The sequence below is a fragment of the Cohnella sp. GCM10020058 genome (assembly GCF_042683485.1).
Lineage (GTDB): Bacteria > Bacillota > Bacilli > Paenibacillales > Paenibacillaceae > Cohnella.
Genome location: NZ_JBHUJV010000004.1, coordinates 254,786 through 268,289, shown reverse-complemented (window position 1 = coordinate 268,289; position 13,504 = coordinate 254,786). Strand labels below are relative to the sequence as shown.

Here is a 13,504-nt window from a genome sequence, read left to right as displayed (position 1 = left end):
CGTCGGGGATCAATCCCGGACAAAATCATACGATGCAGCCGCCGCTTTTATGGTTCATCTATTTACTCCGGTCACTCGTTTTTTGATTACCTGCCGAATGCATCTTCAAAAGCCCTAATGCATTGACCGTTCCTCGAACCGTCCAGAACCGCAAACGAAATCTGTTCAAAAAGCGAGCCATAACCCTCCTCGACTAAAAGCGCCTTCCACCAGCCCGCGACCTGCACCGGATCGTTCCTGAAAACGCCGCAGCCGTACGCGCCCAAGATGAGGTTCTTGTCTCCATTTTTAGCGAACAGGGCCAATGCAATACGCATTCTTTCCTTCATGACGCGCAGCGCCAGCTCGGTGTCTTCTCCCTTTAACACGACCTGACCATAGTTAACGGCGGGCAGTGTCAGTACCGAAGCCGTGACAGGCTCGGCCAGGAGGTTAAACTTCTCATCTCTGAAAAAGACGACATCAGGGGAGTAGATGGCGTGATGCGTGTACATCATCGAACCGCATGCGCGATTCGCCTTATAGAATGCTTCATGCCGGAGCTGCGTGCCATATAGGCCGCTGGATGCAGCCAGGCTTTCCTCTTGCGCCATCGCTCCGTTTAAAAATCCGCCGCCCGGATTTTTGGCGCTGGCAAAGTTAAGGACGCCCACATGCGCCTTTCCCGATTGGGCCCAGTTAAGGATGGCCTTAACGGTCGCCGCATTCACTACCGAACATTCAGCCAATGGGCCGTCCCGATCCACCCGGATAAGCTCCACTGCTGCTTCGGCTTGCTCCGGCGTAATCAGGACGCTGCGATCCTCTGCGTATTTCTGTTTATCGGCGAAATTCACTTGCTCCCCGTTAATCGTATAATATCCCTGCTGCATATATTGGAGCGTATCTCTCGCAATTATTTTCCGATCCACATCTAACTCCCCTCTTCCTCTAGCAAGTTGTCCCTGACCTCAGTCAAAGCAAAGCCAAGCAAATTCGAGCCGCGCCATTTTAGCGGATTTATCGCATCCGGATGATCCTTCTCCAAGCCGATTCCCCAGATTCGGTCGAACGGGCTCGCTTCCACCAGAATTAGATCTTTTGTCGACTTCAAAAATTCCCGCAGTCTCCGATTTTGCGAGAACTTTGCGTAGTTGCCTCTCTTTACGATCTCATAGCAGTTCTGTTCCCAGACCGTACTTTGAAAATGTTTGACCGCGCGGCCTAAAGCCTTCATTTCCTTTGGTTGCGAAGCACTCATAATCTTACGAATCGCGTCCGCATCGCCAAAAAGCCGCGCCTTCTCCGCCATCATGTACTGTTCCGTGCAGGAATAGGCTATTCCGTCGACCTCGAACCTGGACATCCACCATTGGCTCAGGCAACTCGGGCTCACGCTTCCGTCCGCCGCCGGCGTATGTCCCCAGAAAAACAGAAACTTTGGCTTTTCACCTGCGTTGTATGCGCGTCGCAGTTGCTCTAGTTTGTTATTCATAAAAGTTCTCCCGCTTTCTATGATAGGCTTTGCCGGCGTTTTTTGTTATTATCATTTTGATATTATCAAATTAATACAATTGAATCCAATTGTCAATCCATGATTTCTTTATCGCGCAAAAAAACATCGCCAGGGCTCTTGGGCCGTTTGGCGATGTTTTGATTCGATATAAGGCGAAGCGCAAACTTAGCATTTCGCCCAAACACATTTGCTCGCCATAGCGACCAAATTCCGCTAACCTCATTGCCGTACCGCTGCGCGCCGCCGTTTCCCGCTGAGTCATAAGACGCTGGCGTATCGCGCGTACCGCCAATCCATCATATAGGAGAACGTATGTGGCGAACCGAACGCTATGACTCTTGCGTTGCAATCCACCACGTATTTCCGGCGGGATCCTTCACGCCTGCGCGTCGATCAGGATCCCCTGCTCTGCGGGCCGGTTCCATGACGGACACCCCGCCTGCATGAACGGCTTGCTGATAAGTTCCCCTAACATCCTCAACATAAATATGCAATTGAGCAACGGTTGCCTCCCACTTCTCCGTGGCCTCTCCCAGCATGACAATTGTATCCTCAATCTGCACTTCGACATGCATGACAGAGCCATCCGGTCGAAGATAACGTCTAAGTTCGTTCGCGCCGAAAGCTTCCTGCAAGAAATTTATTACACGCTGCGCGTCCGGCACAACTAAATACGGCGAAACACTTGAATAGCCTTTTGGCTTCCAACCGTCAGACATGGATGTGCCCCCCAATTTGTTATTTCAACATGTCGTTCCATTCACTTAAATAGATTGTATGCTCCATCTGCTTAGGTTCAGCAGGCAGCCAGGCTATAAACTCCAGCTCGTTGCCGTCGGGATCGTCGAAATAAACGGCTGCCGCAGGCATCCACGCATGTACGACCGGCTCGATCGGTTCTTTTCCGAGCGCTTTTTTAGGCTCGATCCCTCTTTCTCTTAGCCAGTCGATCGACCCCTTTAACAAATCCAGGTCGATCCCAAAAGCAAAGTGCCGTTTACTAACCTCGCTGCCCTGTGGCACTTCCCAAATGCCAAGCAATTGGCGTTCCTTGCCGATATAAAAGAATGCCCCTTTTCTTTCTTCAATGACTAAGGCAAGTTCGAGTCCCAGCTTCTTATAAAAAACAATCGATGCATTCAAATCCGTAACCTGTAAATGCGTCTCGTACAAATTTTTAATCATCGCGCCGCTCCTTAATTCCCGATTCGCTTGAATTTACGGACTTAATGATCATTGTATAGGAAGGGTATGTTGCCGCCAACTTCAACTGATTTTGGGCATGTAAAACAAGCCGCCAAGGCCCTAAGGCTGCATCGATAGTGCACGCTCTAGATCCCGACAAGAAGCGGTTATGGGCGCCTTGACACACCTGTTCACGTTAAAGCTGGATCCAGATCCGTGGGTCTTGCTCTTCTCGTTGATTATCTTTTATAAGTCACGGCTGCTGAACGCCTATTAGTGGGGCGCCGATTCAACCTTCGTTCTGGGCGTGGCGGTCAAGCCACAATTCCTATGGCCTCTCCGTCCGGGGATCGCGCTAACGTCGGGAAGCGTTGACGATGCCGGTCTCTGGCCCAGTCGAAGCTATTGTCGCTCTGCTCGCGGATACGATCACGCGCACGGTCAGCCCGGTCGCCGACGTACTGACCGGTATTGTCATTACTGTTCTGTAAATCCCTTACTCCTTGTACTTGCTGTCAAGATCCGATTGAGGGGCCGAGCCCAGCGCAGCCTCTTTTCATATTTATTCATGAAAAACACTACCGCTGTAGCCAATAGATTGCGTCTGATTGAGCTCATATTTTCTATGAAAAATCAAGGCTCTGATTAAGTTAATAATCATCGTCGATATAACAGCTCATTAGCGGTCCGCTATTGAGCTTGTCGAGTTGGGAGCCTGAACCTAGGATGGAAATAATTTAAATTACTCTATTTACACAAGATTGAAATTAGTGTACATTATCCTTAAATTACCACTTCAATCATTTTATTGGGTAGGCAGGTGATGTAGCTAAGTAGTAAGTCAAAGATAAATAAATAATTTTACCAAAGAAGAGAGGCCTTTTATGAAAAAAGTATTGCTTTCTATTTTTGCTCTATTAATTGTAATGTCTCCGGCTATTGTCGCTTATGCAGCAACTCCCGTTCAGAATCGATTTGATTCAACTTATAACCCGACAAAGTACAATAATGATTTTATGCAGTACAGAATGAATTGTTATGGTTATGCCTCCCAGTTTTATTACATGGGCAGCGCTTCATCGACTTCACCTTATAAGCAACAACCCGGAGAATTTTATAACAATACGGAGCAATTCGCTTCCCTTATGCAGAGCTATGGATATGCCGCAACTTACTGGAACAATCTGTATGACTTTGTTAAAGATCGTGTGTTTGAAGACTATTCAACCTTAGGATGGTCTATATCTGAAGTGACCAACGCCAATCAAGCGCCTGCCGGTTATAGAAAAATAGCTTTGGTCATTCAGCAAAATGGAGTTTTTAGTGATTATCACTTCTACATGCAGCATAGCGATGGAACATGGTCTCATAAACCGGGACAGTCAACAGTGAGAAATACATCATTCGATACGAATGAAGTATTGACCAATGCCAATATTACAACAAAAGGACAACAGGGCGGCTATGATGACGGAATTAGATTTTTTGTCATCGGCAAAGATGCCGTAACCGATTATCCTCATAACTACGGACAATCCGATACAACAACAAGTACAACCACTGATTTTCGGGATAAGGCGGGCGACAGTATTACTCAAAGTACTTATGTAACGGGCAGCAAGTCTTCCCGGTTCGATTATGCGGGAGATAAAGATTATTTTATGTTTACGCCAACAAGCACCAGGTACCACACAATTACAACCTCCGCAGGCACCGGCTACGATGTGGATGGCGTGCTTTACGATGCAAATGGAAATTTAGTGGCTGCAGATTCCTCGACAACCAATACGAACTTTTATGCATATTTATATGCAGGGCAAACTTATTATATTGGAATGTGGGATTTTACAAACCATATCGATTATTATACGTTGCTGATCTCTTAAGATTATGGAACTGGATAGGGGGATTAAACAATGAGAACAATGAATAAAGTAGCCACAATAGTCGTCGCTGTCACTGCGCTTCTTGCTACTTCCGCAGTTGTCTTTGCAAATAATCCAAATGTCACGCCCTCATGGATGAACAAGGCGGATGCGGATATCGAACAGAGCATTCAAACAAAAAAGGCAGCTTTGGGTGATGTTCCACAGGCCAATTATGAAGCGGATGGTTATAGCGAATTTATAAGTCAAGCTAAGAGCAGAGAACAGACGGAAGCTCTTACCGCGCTGCAAAAAGATAACAGCTTTGGAATAGGCGTATGGAAGCGAGAGGCCCTGAGGATCATAGGGCAGTTGCCGCAAACCAGCACAAGATTGAGCGTCGAGGATGTTAAACGCGTTATTAGTACGAACAGCGATATAGAATCGGTCGCGATGGCATTTAACAGAATCGCCGGGGCACCAGATTGGGAAGGCGGAAGCGGAATTGCCCGCTCGATTTATTTTACGGACGATCTTCATAAGGAACTTATTGTAATCATGCTTGGCAAAGTTCTGTATGTCATTATTGACGAAAACGGAAAGCAACAGGTTAAAGACCTAGTGGAATTAAAACAGCAGGAAACGCCAAAACCTACAACAGCACCGTCTCTGTAAACAAGAACCGTGTGAATGTCCATTGCAGGAGATGTTGAAACAGAGTAGGCCCATGTTGAGCATTGGTTTCTCAAAGTCGGACGTGCAGATCAAAACATTTGATTCTATGCACTACCTGGCGTATATAAAACGAGCTGTCAAGGCCTTAGGGCTACTTGACGGCTCGTTTACTGTTTAGATACTTTATGCGTTTTTTGGGACTAATTCGTTCCCCGTCGCGATCGGGTTATCGCCATACGACACCCAATCGCTCCAGCTCCCGACGTAGAGCTTCACGTTCGGATATCCCGCTTCCGTCAGCGCCAGCACGTTCGGCGTCGCCGTCACGCCCGCGCCGCAGTAGACGATGATCTCCGCATCCACTGGAATATCCTCGAAGCGAGCCTTTTGAACCTCGGCGCCCTGAAAGACGCCGCCCGGCGAGCCGGCTTCCCAGAAACGGTTGATGGCGCCCGGAATGTGCCCCGCCTTGGCGTACTTGCTCGTATCCTCGCCCGTATAATGAGCGGGCTTGCGCGCGTCGATTAGCACAGCTCCCTCGCGCCCGATCGCCGCATGCACCTGCCGGACGTCCGCGAGCAGCGCCTCGTTCACGCGGGCAACGAACGTCCTGGCCACCGGCGCCGGCAGCTCGCGCGTCACGGGATGGCCGGCGTCGCTCCAGCCGGAGTAACCTTCCGCCAGCAGCCGCACCCGCTCGTGGCCGAGATACTTGAGCGTCCACCAGAGCCTCGCGGCGATGCTGCCACCCTGGTCGTCATACACGACGACTTCCGTCTCCTCGCCGATGCCCGCAGCGCCTAGCTTCCGCGCGAACGCGTCAAGCGGCGGCAGCGGATGCCCGCCTCCATGCTGCTCTTTCGGCCCTGACAAGTCCGCGTTAAGGTCAAAGAAGACCGCGCCCGGAATGTGGCCTTCCCCGTAAGCGCGCCGCCCCTCATCCGGCTGGCCGAGCACGAACCGCACGTCCGCGAAGACGACGTTCGGTTTGCCAAGCAAGGCCGCAGCCTCACGGACGCTGATCAAATTAGACATGTTTAAGCTCCTCCGATCGGCAAAATAAGCTCCGTGACATAGTTATCGCTGTCCGTCGTGCTCCACGGATCGATGATATATCGCTCGTACGAAGTCCCCTTCAGCGCCACCGACTGCCGCTCCGCCCACTCCTGCACCTCGCGGTACGTCTGCCCGATCGTCCGGTAATCGCCGCGATGGACGATGCTGATCGCCTCGAAGCCGCCGACTTCGGTCGTCAGCCCCTCGCTCGTCCCGTCGTCGATGACCGCTGTATAGCAGTCGACGCCCGTGAACGTCCGGTCGATGCGCTGCCCGATGTCCTCGAAGTACAGCATGAAAGGGCCGTATGCGTAAAGGTTGTGGCGATTGCACAGCTCGACGAACAGATTGCTGTACAGCACCTCCATGTCCGCCTCCTGCCGATCCTTCACCTCGTAGCGGAACGTCATCGTGCGGTAGAGCGGAAACTTCGCGATCTGGATCTCCCGCGCCTTTGGCGGCTCGGCCAGCAAGGACTCCCCTTGCTTCAGCAGCCGGTGCCATTCCTGGATGGCGAAGTGCTTCTTCTGCAGCTCGGCCATCTGCTTCTCGACGATCAGGAGCTCCTTGGCCATGTAATCCTCCAGCACGTCGAGGTTCTGGCGCTCCAGCATTTTCCCGATATCCTCGAGCTTGAAGCCCAGCTGCTTGTAATATTTGATGAGGGGGATCTTCCGCATGCCTTCCTTGGAATAGTAGCGGTAGTTGTTGTCCGGCGAGATGCGCTCCGGCTTGAGCAGCCCGATGTCGTCGTAGTAACGCAGTGTGCGGATCGGAATCCGGCACAGCTTGGACACCTCGCCGATCGAATACCATTCCATGTGGGCTCCCCCCTCCGCTCTTTTTTTTCGAAAATGCCGATTGTCCGTTGCCGTCATACGCACGCTAGAGCAGCCGCTTGATCGCTTCCTTCATCCGCAGCAGCTCCGGATCGAGCAGCCGTTCGCGCTTGTCGCCGAGTCCGAAGCCGACGGTCAGCTCCTCCTTCACGACGCCCGGCCGCGAGGACAGCACGTAGATCCGGTCCGACAGCAGGATCGCTTCCTCGATATCGTGGGTGATGAATAGAATCGTCGCGCCGAACGATTCCTGCACCTCCAGCAGCCACGTCTGCATGCCGCTTTTGGTCATGGAGTCGAGCGCGCCGAACGGTTCGTCCAGCAGCATGATCTCGCCTGAAGCGAGAAACGTACGCAGAAAGCTCGCCCGCTGCTTCATGCCGCCCGACAGCTGGCCCGGATATTGGTCCTCGTAGCCGCGCAGCCCGACCCGGTCGATCAACGCGTCCGCCCGCTCGCGCGCCGCCTTCTTTTTCGTTCCTTTCAGCCGAAGCGGCAGCGTGATGTTGTCCATGACCGTCTTCCACGGGAGCAGCAGGTCCTTCTGCTGCATGTAGCCGATCTCCCCGCTTACCTTCATCTCGCCCTGGTCGGCCGGGAGCAGTCCCGTAATCATGTTAAAAAGAGTACTCTTGCCCGAGCCGCTCGGCCCGAGAATGGAGACGAACTCCCCCCTGCCCACGCGGAGCGAGACGTCCCGCAGCACCTCCGCCTCGCCGAAGCGCTTGCCGACGCGGTCCAGCGCGATCAGAACGTCTTCGCCGCGGCTCGCCGCCGCCGGTTGCTCTTGCAGCTTCTGCATGGCCATCACCTCGATCTCCAATGGGTTGCCCGGTTGCCGAGCCGGTTGATGACGGCAATCAGGACGACGCTGACAAGGACGATGACCAGGATGGAGGCGAACACCTTATCGAGCGCGTAGGCATTCTTGGCCCGCACCATATACACGCCGATGCCCTTCGTGCCGCCCTGCCATTCCGCGATGATGGCCGCCATAATCAGGTAGGTCGCGGCGATCTTGAGTCCCGAGAAAAAGTTGACCATCGCGTAGGGCAGCTTCAGGTGCAGGAAGGTCTGGAGCTTGCTCGACTTGTATGCGCGGAACAGGTTCACGTAGTCCCGGTCTACCTTTTCGAAGCCGTCGACCAGGCTGATGCAGATGGGGAAAAAGCACACCATGACGATAACGAGCACCTTGGGCAGCATGCCGAAGCCGAACCAGATGATCAGAATGGGCGTGATGACAATCGTCGGCACGGTCTGGGACACGATCAATATAGGATAGAGCGACTTCTTGACGATGTCGAAGCTGTCCATCAGAATGCCGAGAACGAACGCCAGCACGATGGAGAGCAGGAAGCCGAGCGCGGCTTCGTACAACGTCGTGCCGACATGGCCGGCGATGGCGCTGAAGTCGTCGATCAGCGCGTTCACGGTATCCAGCGGAGAAGGAAGAATATACATCGGCACGTCCGCCAGCGTCACGATCAGCTGCCAGAGGACGATGACGGCCAGCAAGGCGAGGAACGGGTACAGCCGTTGATCCGGTCGAATGCGTCTAGTCATAGGTTGTCACGCCTTAATTTTTATAATTCCGACTGAATTACTTATAATTTAACAAGCGTTTGTGTGCCTGTCAATCCTGTCGCGATGTCGCTTAGCCGCCGCGATACGGCCGCTGCCTTAAATAATCCAGCAGCGCCTGACCATGCTCGCCCCGGAACCATGCCGCATGCCCCAGCCAGTACAGATCGTATGCCATGTCCGCATTGGACGCGGATCGCACGATGCCCGCGAAGTAGTCGATCTCGGAGAGCGCGAACTCCGCATGCACAAGCGGCAGCAGCGCGGGCAGCGCCGCCTGTTCGGTCGCGCTCAGCGGCCGGACCGACTCATAGCCGGCGAGCAGCGCTTCCACGTCGGCATATGCGACCAGGCCGTCCTGTTTGCCCGCGTGAAGCGCGAGCCAATCCACCGTGCCCCGCTCAATCGCAGTCGCCAGATCGTAGACCGCGTTGGTGCGGTCCGCAAGCCCGAAGTCGAGGATGGACGCTACCTCCGTCCCTTCCGTGTCTTCGCGCCACAGCAGGTTCGACGCATGCCAGTCGTTGTGCGTCCAGAGCGGGTGCAGACCGGCCAGATGCGGTGCAAGCCGGTCATAGAACGGCAGGAGCGTCGCCTCGAAGTCCCGCTCCCACGGACGGCTCGCCAGATAGCCGGCGAGCGCCTCGCGGCGGGCGATATAACTCCTCAGCGCGGCGCGCGGATCGGCGGCGGCGCTTGCGAAGATCGAGAAGCTCGAGACGAGCGGCCGCACCCGTCTCGCCGGCGCATCGAAGCCCGCCGCCGCGACGTGCATGCGGGCCAGCGCTTCCCCGGCCGCATAGGCATGGGCCTCCCGCTGGAAAGGACTCCACGAGACGGCGTCCCGGTACAGATCCGTCCCCTGCGCGAGCCGATGGACCTCGTACGTCCACTCGTCCATCGCATAGGCGGTCGCCCCGTCTCGTCCCTCGAGGATCACACTGACCGGGATGCCGTTCGCCCGCAGGTGGCGGATGAACCGATGCTCCTCGTTCAGCCCTTCGACGTCCCGCACCGAATGGTGGTGCCGCTTCACGAACAGGCGGCCGCCGCCGGACGTCTCGGCGATCGCCGCGCTCGAGAACGGGCGCGGGCTATGCCAGACAAGCGCCGTCGCCTCGCCGATATCGGCCGCGTACCGGCTGAGCAGCCGGTTCGCTTCCTCCAGCGCGATCGGCGCCCAGTCCGGCCGGACCAGCTCCGCGCTCATGCCGTGGGCCTGCACCGCTGCGTCTGGCACTGCACCCGGTGCCGCCCCCGCCGCCGCTTGCGCCCGCTCGCTCATATCGCGGACCTCTGCGGCAGGTAATCGTTCGTATAAGCGCTTCGCCAGCCCTCTTTGTCATGCAGAATGCCATGCTCGGCAAGCCACGCCGCATAAGGCTCGATCAGCTCGACCCGCTGGCGCCCCCATGCGCCGTCGTGCAGCCAGGTCGGCGCGATCAGCGGCAGCGAACGCTCGAACAGCCGCCTCGGGAAGTAAGGGACGAACTTCTCGAACACCGGCACAGCCGCAAGCGGATCGGCGGCGACCGCCAGGTACCCGCGCTCCGTCGCCTCCAGAAACGCGCGGACCACCTCCGGCTCCCGCTTCGTAAGCGCCTCCTGGGTGCCGAGCAAATAACTGTGATAAGGCGGCGCCCCGATCTCGTCCACCGGCCACACGATGCGCTCCGACTCCGGCACCGCGGTATCCATCAGAATTTCCCACGCCCAGTAGCTGCCGAACGTCGCGTCCGCTTCGCCCGCGGCGATCGCATCCGGCGTCAGCTCCCGGGTCCCGGCATCCACGACGATGATCGCGTCGGGATCGCCGCCGTCCGCCCGCACCAGCTGACGGATCATCGCGAGCCCCCGCGGCGTCGGATTCATCGCCACGCGCTTGCCGGCCAGATCGGCCGGCCTGCGAATGCCCGTGCTCCGCACCGTCTGCACCGTCTCCATCCCGCGATGATTGATCGCCGCGACGCCGACCACCACCTGCTGTTTTTCCCGCTGCACGAGCAGCCGGTTGCTGGGAAAAATGCCGAAGTCCGCCTCTCCCCGCGCCAGATAAGCCAGCGTGTCTCCCCGCCCGGGGTCGTACACGGTGAATTCGACGTCGAGCCCTGCCTCGCGATACCAGCCCTGCTCTCTCGCATAATAGAACCCGGCCGAATTTGTCCAAGGGTAGAAGTATTCCAGCATAACCTTCAAGTTTCTCATGAGGCCGACTTCCTTTTTTATAAAATGGTCTATCCCCGGTTCCCTAGCAGGATCCCGCCTTGCCTTATCTTGCCTTACCTGGCCTTGCCTTGCCGTGTACCCCGTCCTCGTCACGCCTTAGGCAGAAACTCGTTCGTAAAGACGTCCGTCGCGACCAGGTCCTTGTCGATCAGGCCCTTCTCCTTCAGAAATTGCGCGTAGGCGTTCCAAACTTGCTCTTTCATCTGCCCCCAAGCCGGCGCATCGGCGATGTACTGCGTCGCCAGATACTTCTGACTCTCCACCGCGAGCGTCTTGTCGATCTCCGGCGCGTGCTTGAGCAGCAGCTCCGCACTCTCCTCCGGATGTGCGATCGCGTATTGGTAGCCTTCTTCCGTCGCCTTCAGGAACTTCCGTACCTTGTCCGGGTCATTCTTCAGCGTCTTGGTGCCCGCGATCAGGATCGGCGTGTAGTAGTCGAGCGCAGGGTCCAGATCCTTGGCCGCGATATAGTTGATTTCGACGCCCCGGTTTTTCGCTTCGATCCCCGTCCAGCCCTCGAAGATCCAGGCAAAGTCCACGTTCTTGCTCGTCGCCGCGAAGAAATCGTCGCTGCCGATGTCGACCCGCTTCAGCTTGCCGTAATCGGCGCCGTTCTTCTCCATGACCGCCTGCAGCACCGCTTCCTCGGAGGGAGAGCCCCAGCCGCCGTACACCTTGCCTTCGAAGTCCTTCGGACTCGTAATGTTCTTGTCCTTGGGGGAGGCGAAGCCCGACGTGTTGTGCTGGATCAGCGTGGCGACCGCCTTGATCGGCAGCGGATCCTTGCTCGTGAGCGCGTACGTCACGTCCTCCTGATAGCTCACGCCGAAGTCGCCCTTACCGGCGGCGATCAGCGTCGCGGTCGTGCCTTCCGACGGCTGCACGATGTCGACGTCCAGCCCTTCCGCGCTGTAGTAGCCCTTTTCCAGAGCGACGTACAGCCCCGTGTGGTTCGTGTTAGGCGTCCAATCCAAAATGACCTTGACCGCCTCCGCCTTCGTGCCGCCTGCCTCATTCTTGTCGCTTCCGCAGCCTGCCAGCAGCCCCGCCGCCAATCCTGCGATCGCCAATATTTTTATCGTTTTAGCCGCCATCTTCATCTTCCCTCTCCTGCGTGGCCTCATTTAATTTTGTAATTCCGATTGAATTACACTGGTTTAGAGAAAATAATAACCCTCCAGTCAGCTGGAGGGTCAAGTATTTCCTTGGCGAGTATGCGAAAATAGCAGGGATAGCATGGGGAGCGTGCATTTCGGCAAGCGTTCATGCAGGTTAAATGGGGAGGCTTGAGCGGCCGTGCGTTATGCGTTACTCGATTGGGACAATACAATTCACCGGGGCTACACCATATATGGATTAACGGATCATCTTGTCGAAAAGGGAATTGTCGCGTACGGCATTCATCCGATTCTTGAACGGATTAAAGAGGCGTACCGCCTGCAGGAAATCTCTTACGCAGACTATACGCTCCAGACGTGCGAGACGTTCGCCGAGGCGCTGGCGGGTTGTTCGCTTGAGGCCTATCGCGCGGGTGTCGCTTCTTTTGTATCCGAAAATGCGCGGCACTTATTCGACGAAGCTGAGCCTCTGTTCACGCTGCTGCGCCGCTATCAGATCGAAGTTTATCTCGTCAGCGGCGCGCCCGCCGAGGTGCTGAGAGCTTATGCGGAGCGGTTTGGATTTAGCGGACTGTTCGGGTTTGAGCTCGAGGAGCGGGACGGTACGCTGACCGGAAAAGTCGCGTGCAACTATGGGGTGGACAAGGCTCGCGTGCTGCAGTTGCCGACATTCCAGGCGCCTGGCGCCGTTCATGTGCTTAGCATGGGCGATGCGGTTGCGGATGTTCCGTTGTTGGATCATGGTCGGGTTGCGGTTATTGTGGGAGAAGGAAGGCTGGCTCTGCGCATGGGAGCAAGGGCTTTACGGTTTGGGGAGAAGGATTGGAATCTGGAAACAATGGAGAAACACTTGTTGACTGATGCTACTAGATAGGTTCCGACTTTTCACTGCCCCTATCCCAACATTATTTCTTAACATATTTTGAAGAGCTAGAAATTTAGAGTCAGAAACCTTCTTAATTTAGAAGGCTTCTGACATCCCATTATAACTGATCTCGGAACTCCCAATTACAACCCCAATATTTGTTTCTTTTTAGCATCAAACTCTTCCTGCGTTATAATTCCGGCATCTTTGAGTTCCGAGAGTGCTCTCAAGTCTTGAATTGAATGAGATGGTTGTGGAGGTTGAGAAGAACTGCGAAGAGATCTATTGGTTTTGTAATTGGTAATATAATCTCTAATCTTCTCGGCAGTTTTCATGTTTCCGGGTTGTATCAATACCACGTTTGCAGCAGCGCCCTTTAAATTGTCCTTCTTTGTTTGTTGCAAGTTTGGAGTGATAACCTGTAAATAGGGAACTTTTAAAAACGGCTTGACGATGCTGATCGTTACAACAGATTCAAGGGGAATCGTTTGCGTCTGTCCATTTAGCCTTTGAATATTACTCGGTTGAATAATTAGGTAATCCTCATATAGCTCCAATGATGAAGTACCGCCGCTTATTTTGTGTATCATTTCGAC

Annotated in this window: 15 protein-coding genes; 3 read left to right on the top strand and 12 right to left on the bottom strand. The window is 54.9% G+C overall.

What is annotated here, in order from left to right; translation table 11 throughout:
- Nucleotides 1-86 precede the first annotated feature (86 nt).
- The 4 genes from ACFSR7_RS07550 to ACFSR7_RS07535 form a co-directional block, all read right to left on the bottom strand.
- Entirely contained in the window at nt 87-911 is an 825-nt protein-coding gene (locus tag ACFSR7_RS07550; RefSeq protein ID WP_378160168.1) for a TIGR02452 family protein, read from the bottom strand.
- A gap of 2 nt (nt 912-913) precedes the next feature.
- Complete coding sequence (locus tag ACFSR7_RS07545) at nt 914-1,474, bottom strand: riboflavin biosynthesis intermediates N-glycosidase (RefSeq protein WP_378160166.1); 561 nt, start codon at nt 1,472-1,474, stop codon at nt 914-916.
- A 350-nt stretch (nt 1,475-1,824) separates the two neighbouring features.
- On the bottom strand, nt 1,825-2,214 hold the full coding sequence (locus ACFSR7_RS07540; protein WP_378160164.1) for a VOC family protein: 390 nt from the start codon (nt 2,212-2,214) through the stop codon (nt 1,825-1,827).
- A 19-nt stretch (nt 2,215-2,233) separates the two neighbouring features.
- Nucleotides 2,234-2,680, bottom strand: a complete 447-nt coding sequence (locus ACFSR7_RS07535) for a VOC family protein (protein ID WP_378160162.1) — start codon at nt 2,678-2,680, stop codon at nt 2,234-2,236.
- Nucleotides 2,681-3,564: 884 nt separating this feature from the next.
- On the opposite strand from ACFSR7_RS07535, the gene ACFSR7_RS07530 reads away from it, so the two are divergent.
- Both ACFSR7_RS07530 and ACFSR7_RS07525 read left to right on the top strand, forming a co-directional pair.
- On the top strand, nt 3,565-4,566 hold the full coding sequence (locus ACFSR7_RS07530; RefSeq protein WP_378160161.1) for a hypothetical protein: 1,002 nt from the start codon (nt 3,565-3,567) through the stop codon (nt 4,564-4,566).
- A 30-nt stretch (nt 4,567-4,596) separates the two neighbouring features.
- Nucleotides 4,597-5,220 carry a hypothetical protein gene (locus ACFSR7_RS07525; RefSeq protein WP_378160159.1) on the top strand — a complete coding sequence of 208 codons (624 nt, stop codon included), beginning with the start codon at nt 4,597-4,599 and terminating at the stop codon, nt 5,218-5,220.
- A 183-nt stretch (nt 5,221-5,403) separates the two neighbouring features.
- Here the strand turns inward: ACFSR7_RS07525 and ACFSR7_RS07520 are convergent, their stop codons facing one another.
- The 7 genes from ACFSR7_RS07520 to ACFSR7_RS07490 form a co-directional block, all read right to left on the bottom strand.
- Entirely contained in the window at nt 5,404-6,255 is an 852-nt protein-coding gene (locus ACFSR7_RS07520) for a sulfurtransferase (protein ID WP_378160157.1), read from the bottom strand.
- A gap of 2 nt (nt 6,256-6,257) precedes the next feature.
- Complete coding sequence (locus tag ACFSR7_RS07515; protein ID WP_378160155.1) at nt 6,258-7,097, bottom strand: MerR family transcriptional regulator; 840 nt, start codon at nt 7,095-7,097, stop codon at nt 6,258-6,260.
- A gap of 64 nt (nt 7,098-7,161) precedes the next feature.
- Nucleotides 7,162-7,923, bottom strand: coding sequence for an ABC transporter ATP-binding protein (locus tag ACFSR7_RS07510; protein ID WP_378160153.1), 762 nt, complete (start codon nt 7,921-7,923; stop codon nt 7,162-7,164).
- The gene (locus ACFSR7_RS07505; RefSeq protein ID WP_378160151.1) at nt 7,923-8,681 is read right to left on the bottom strand and encodes an ABC transporter permease; all 759 of its coding nucleotides are present in this window, start codon (nt 8,679-8,681) and stop codon (nt 7,923-7,925) included. The genes ACFSR7_RS07510 and ACFSR7_RS07505 overlap by 1 nt, the downstream gene beginning before the upstream one ends.
- Before the next feature lie 91 nt (nt 8,682-8,772).
- Nucleotides 8,773-9,984 (bottom strand): phosphotransferase enzyme family protein, encoded by a 1,212-nt coding sequence (locus ACFSR7_RS07500; RefSeq protein WP_378160149.1) that lies wholly within the window; start codon nt 9,982-9,984, stop codon nt 8,773-8,775.
- Nucleotides 9,981-10,904, bottom strand: coding sequence for an ABC transporter substrate-binding protein (locus ACFSR7_RS07495; RefSeq protein WP_378160147.1), 924 nt, complete (start codon nt 10,902-10,904; stop codon nt 9,981-9,983). Before ACFSR7_RS07495 ends, ACFSR7_RS07500 begins: the two co-directional genes overlap by 4 nt.
- Nucleotides 10,905-11,014: 110 nt before the next feature.
- Entirely contained in the window at nt 11,015-12,019 is a 1,005-nt protein-coding gene (locus ACFSR7_RS07490) for an ABC transporter substrate-binding protein (protein WP_378160549.1), read from the bottom strand.
- Between the two features lie 202 nt (nt 12,020-12,221).
- Here ACFSR7_RS07490 and ACFSR7_RS07485 point away from each other — a divergent pair, with 202 nt between their 5' ends.
- Nucleotides 12,222-12,917, top strand: coding sequence for an HAD family hydrolase (locus tag ACFSR7_RS07485; RefSeq protein ID WP_378160143.1), 696 nt, complete (start codon nt 12,222-12,224; stop codon nt 12,915-12,917).
- A 134-nt stretch (nt 12,918-13,051) separates the two neighbouring features.
- On the opposite strand, the gene ACFSR7_RS07480 is transcribed toward ACFSR7_RS07485, so the two are convergent.
- Nucleotides 13,052-13,498: an SHOCT domain-containing protein gene (locus ACFSR7_RS07480; protein WP_378160141.1), complete on the bottom strand. Its 447-nt coding sequence runs from the start codon at nt 13,496-13,498 to the stop codon at nt 13,052-13,054.
- Between the last annotated feature and the right edge of the window lie 6 nt (nt 13,499-13,504).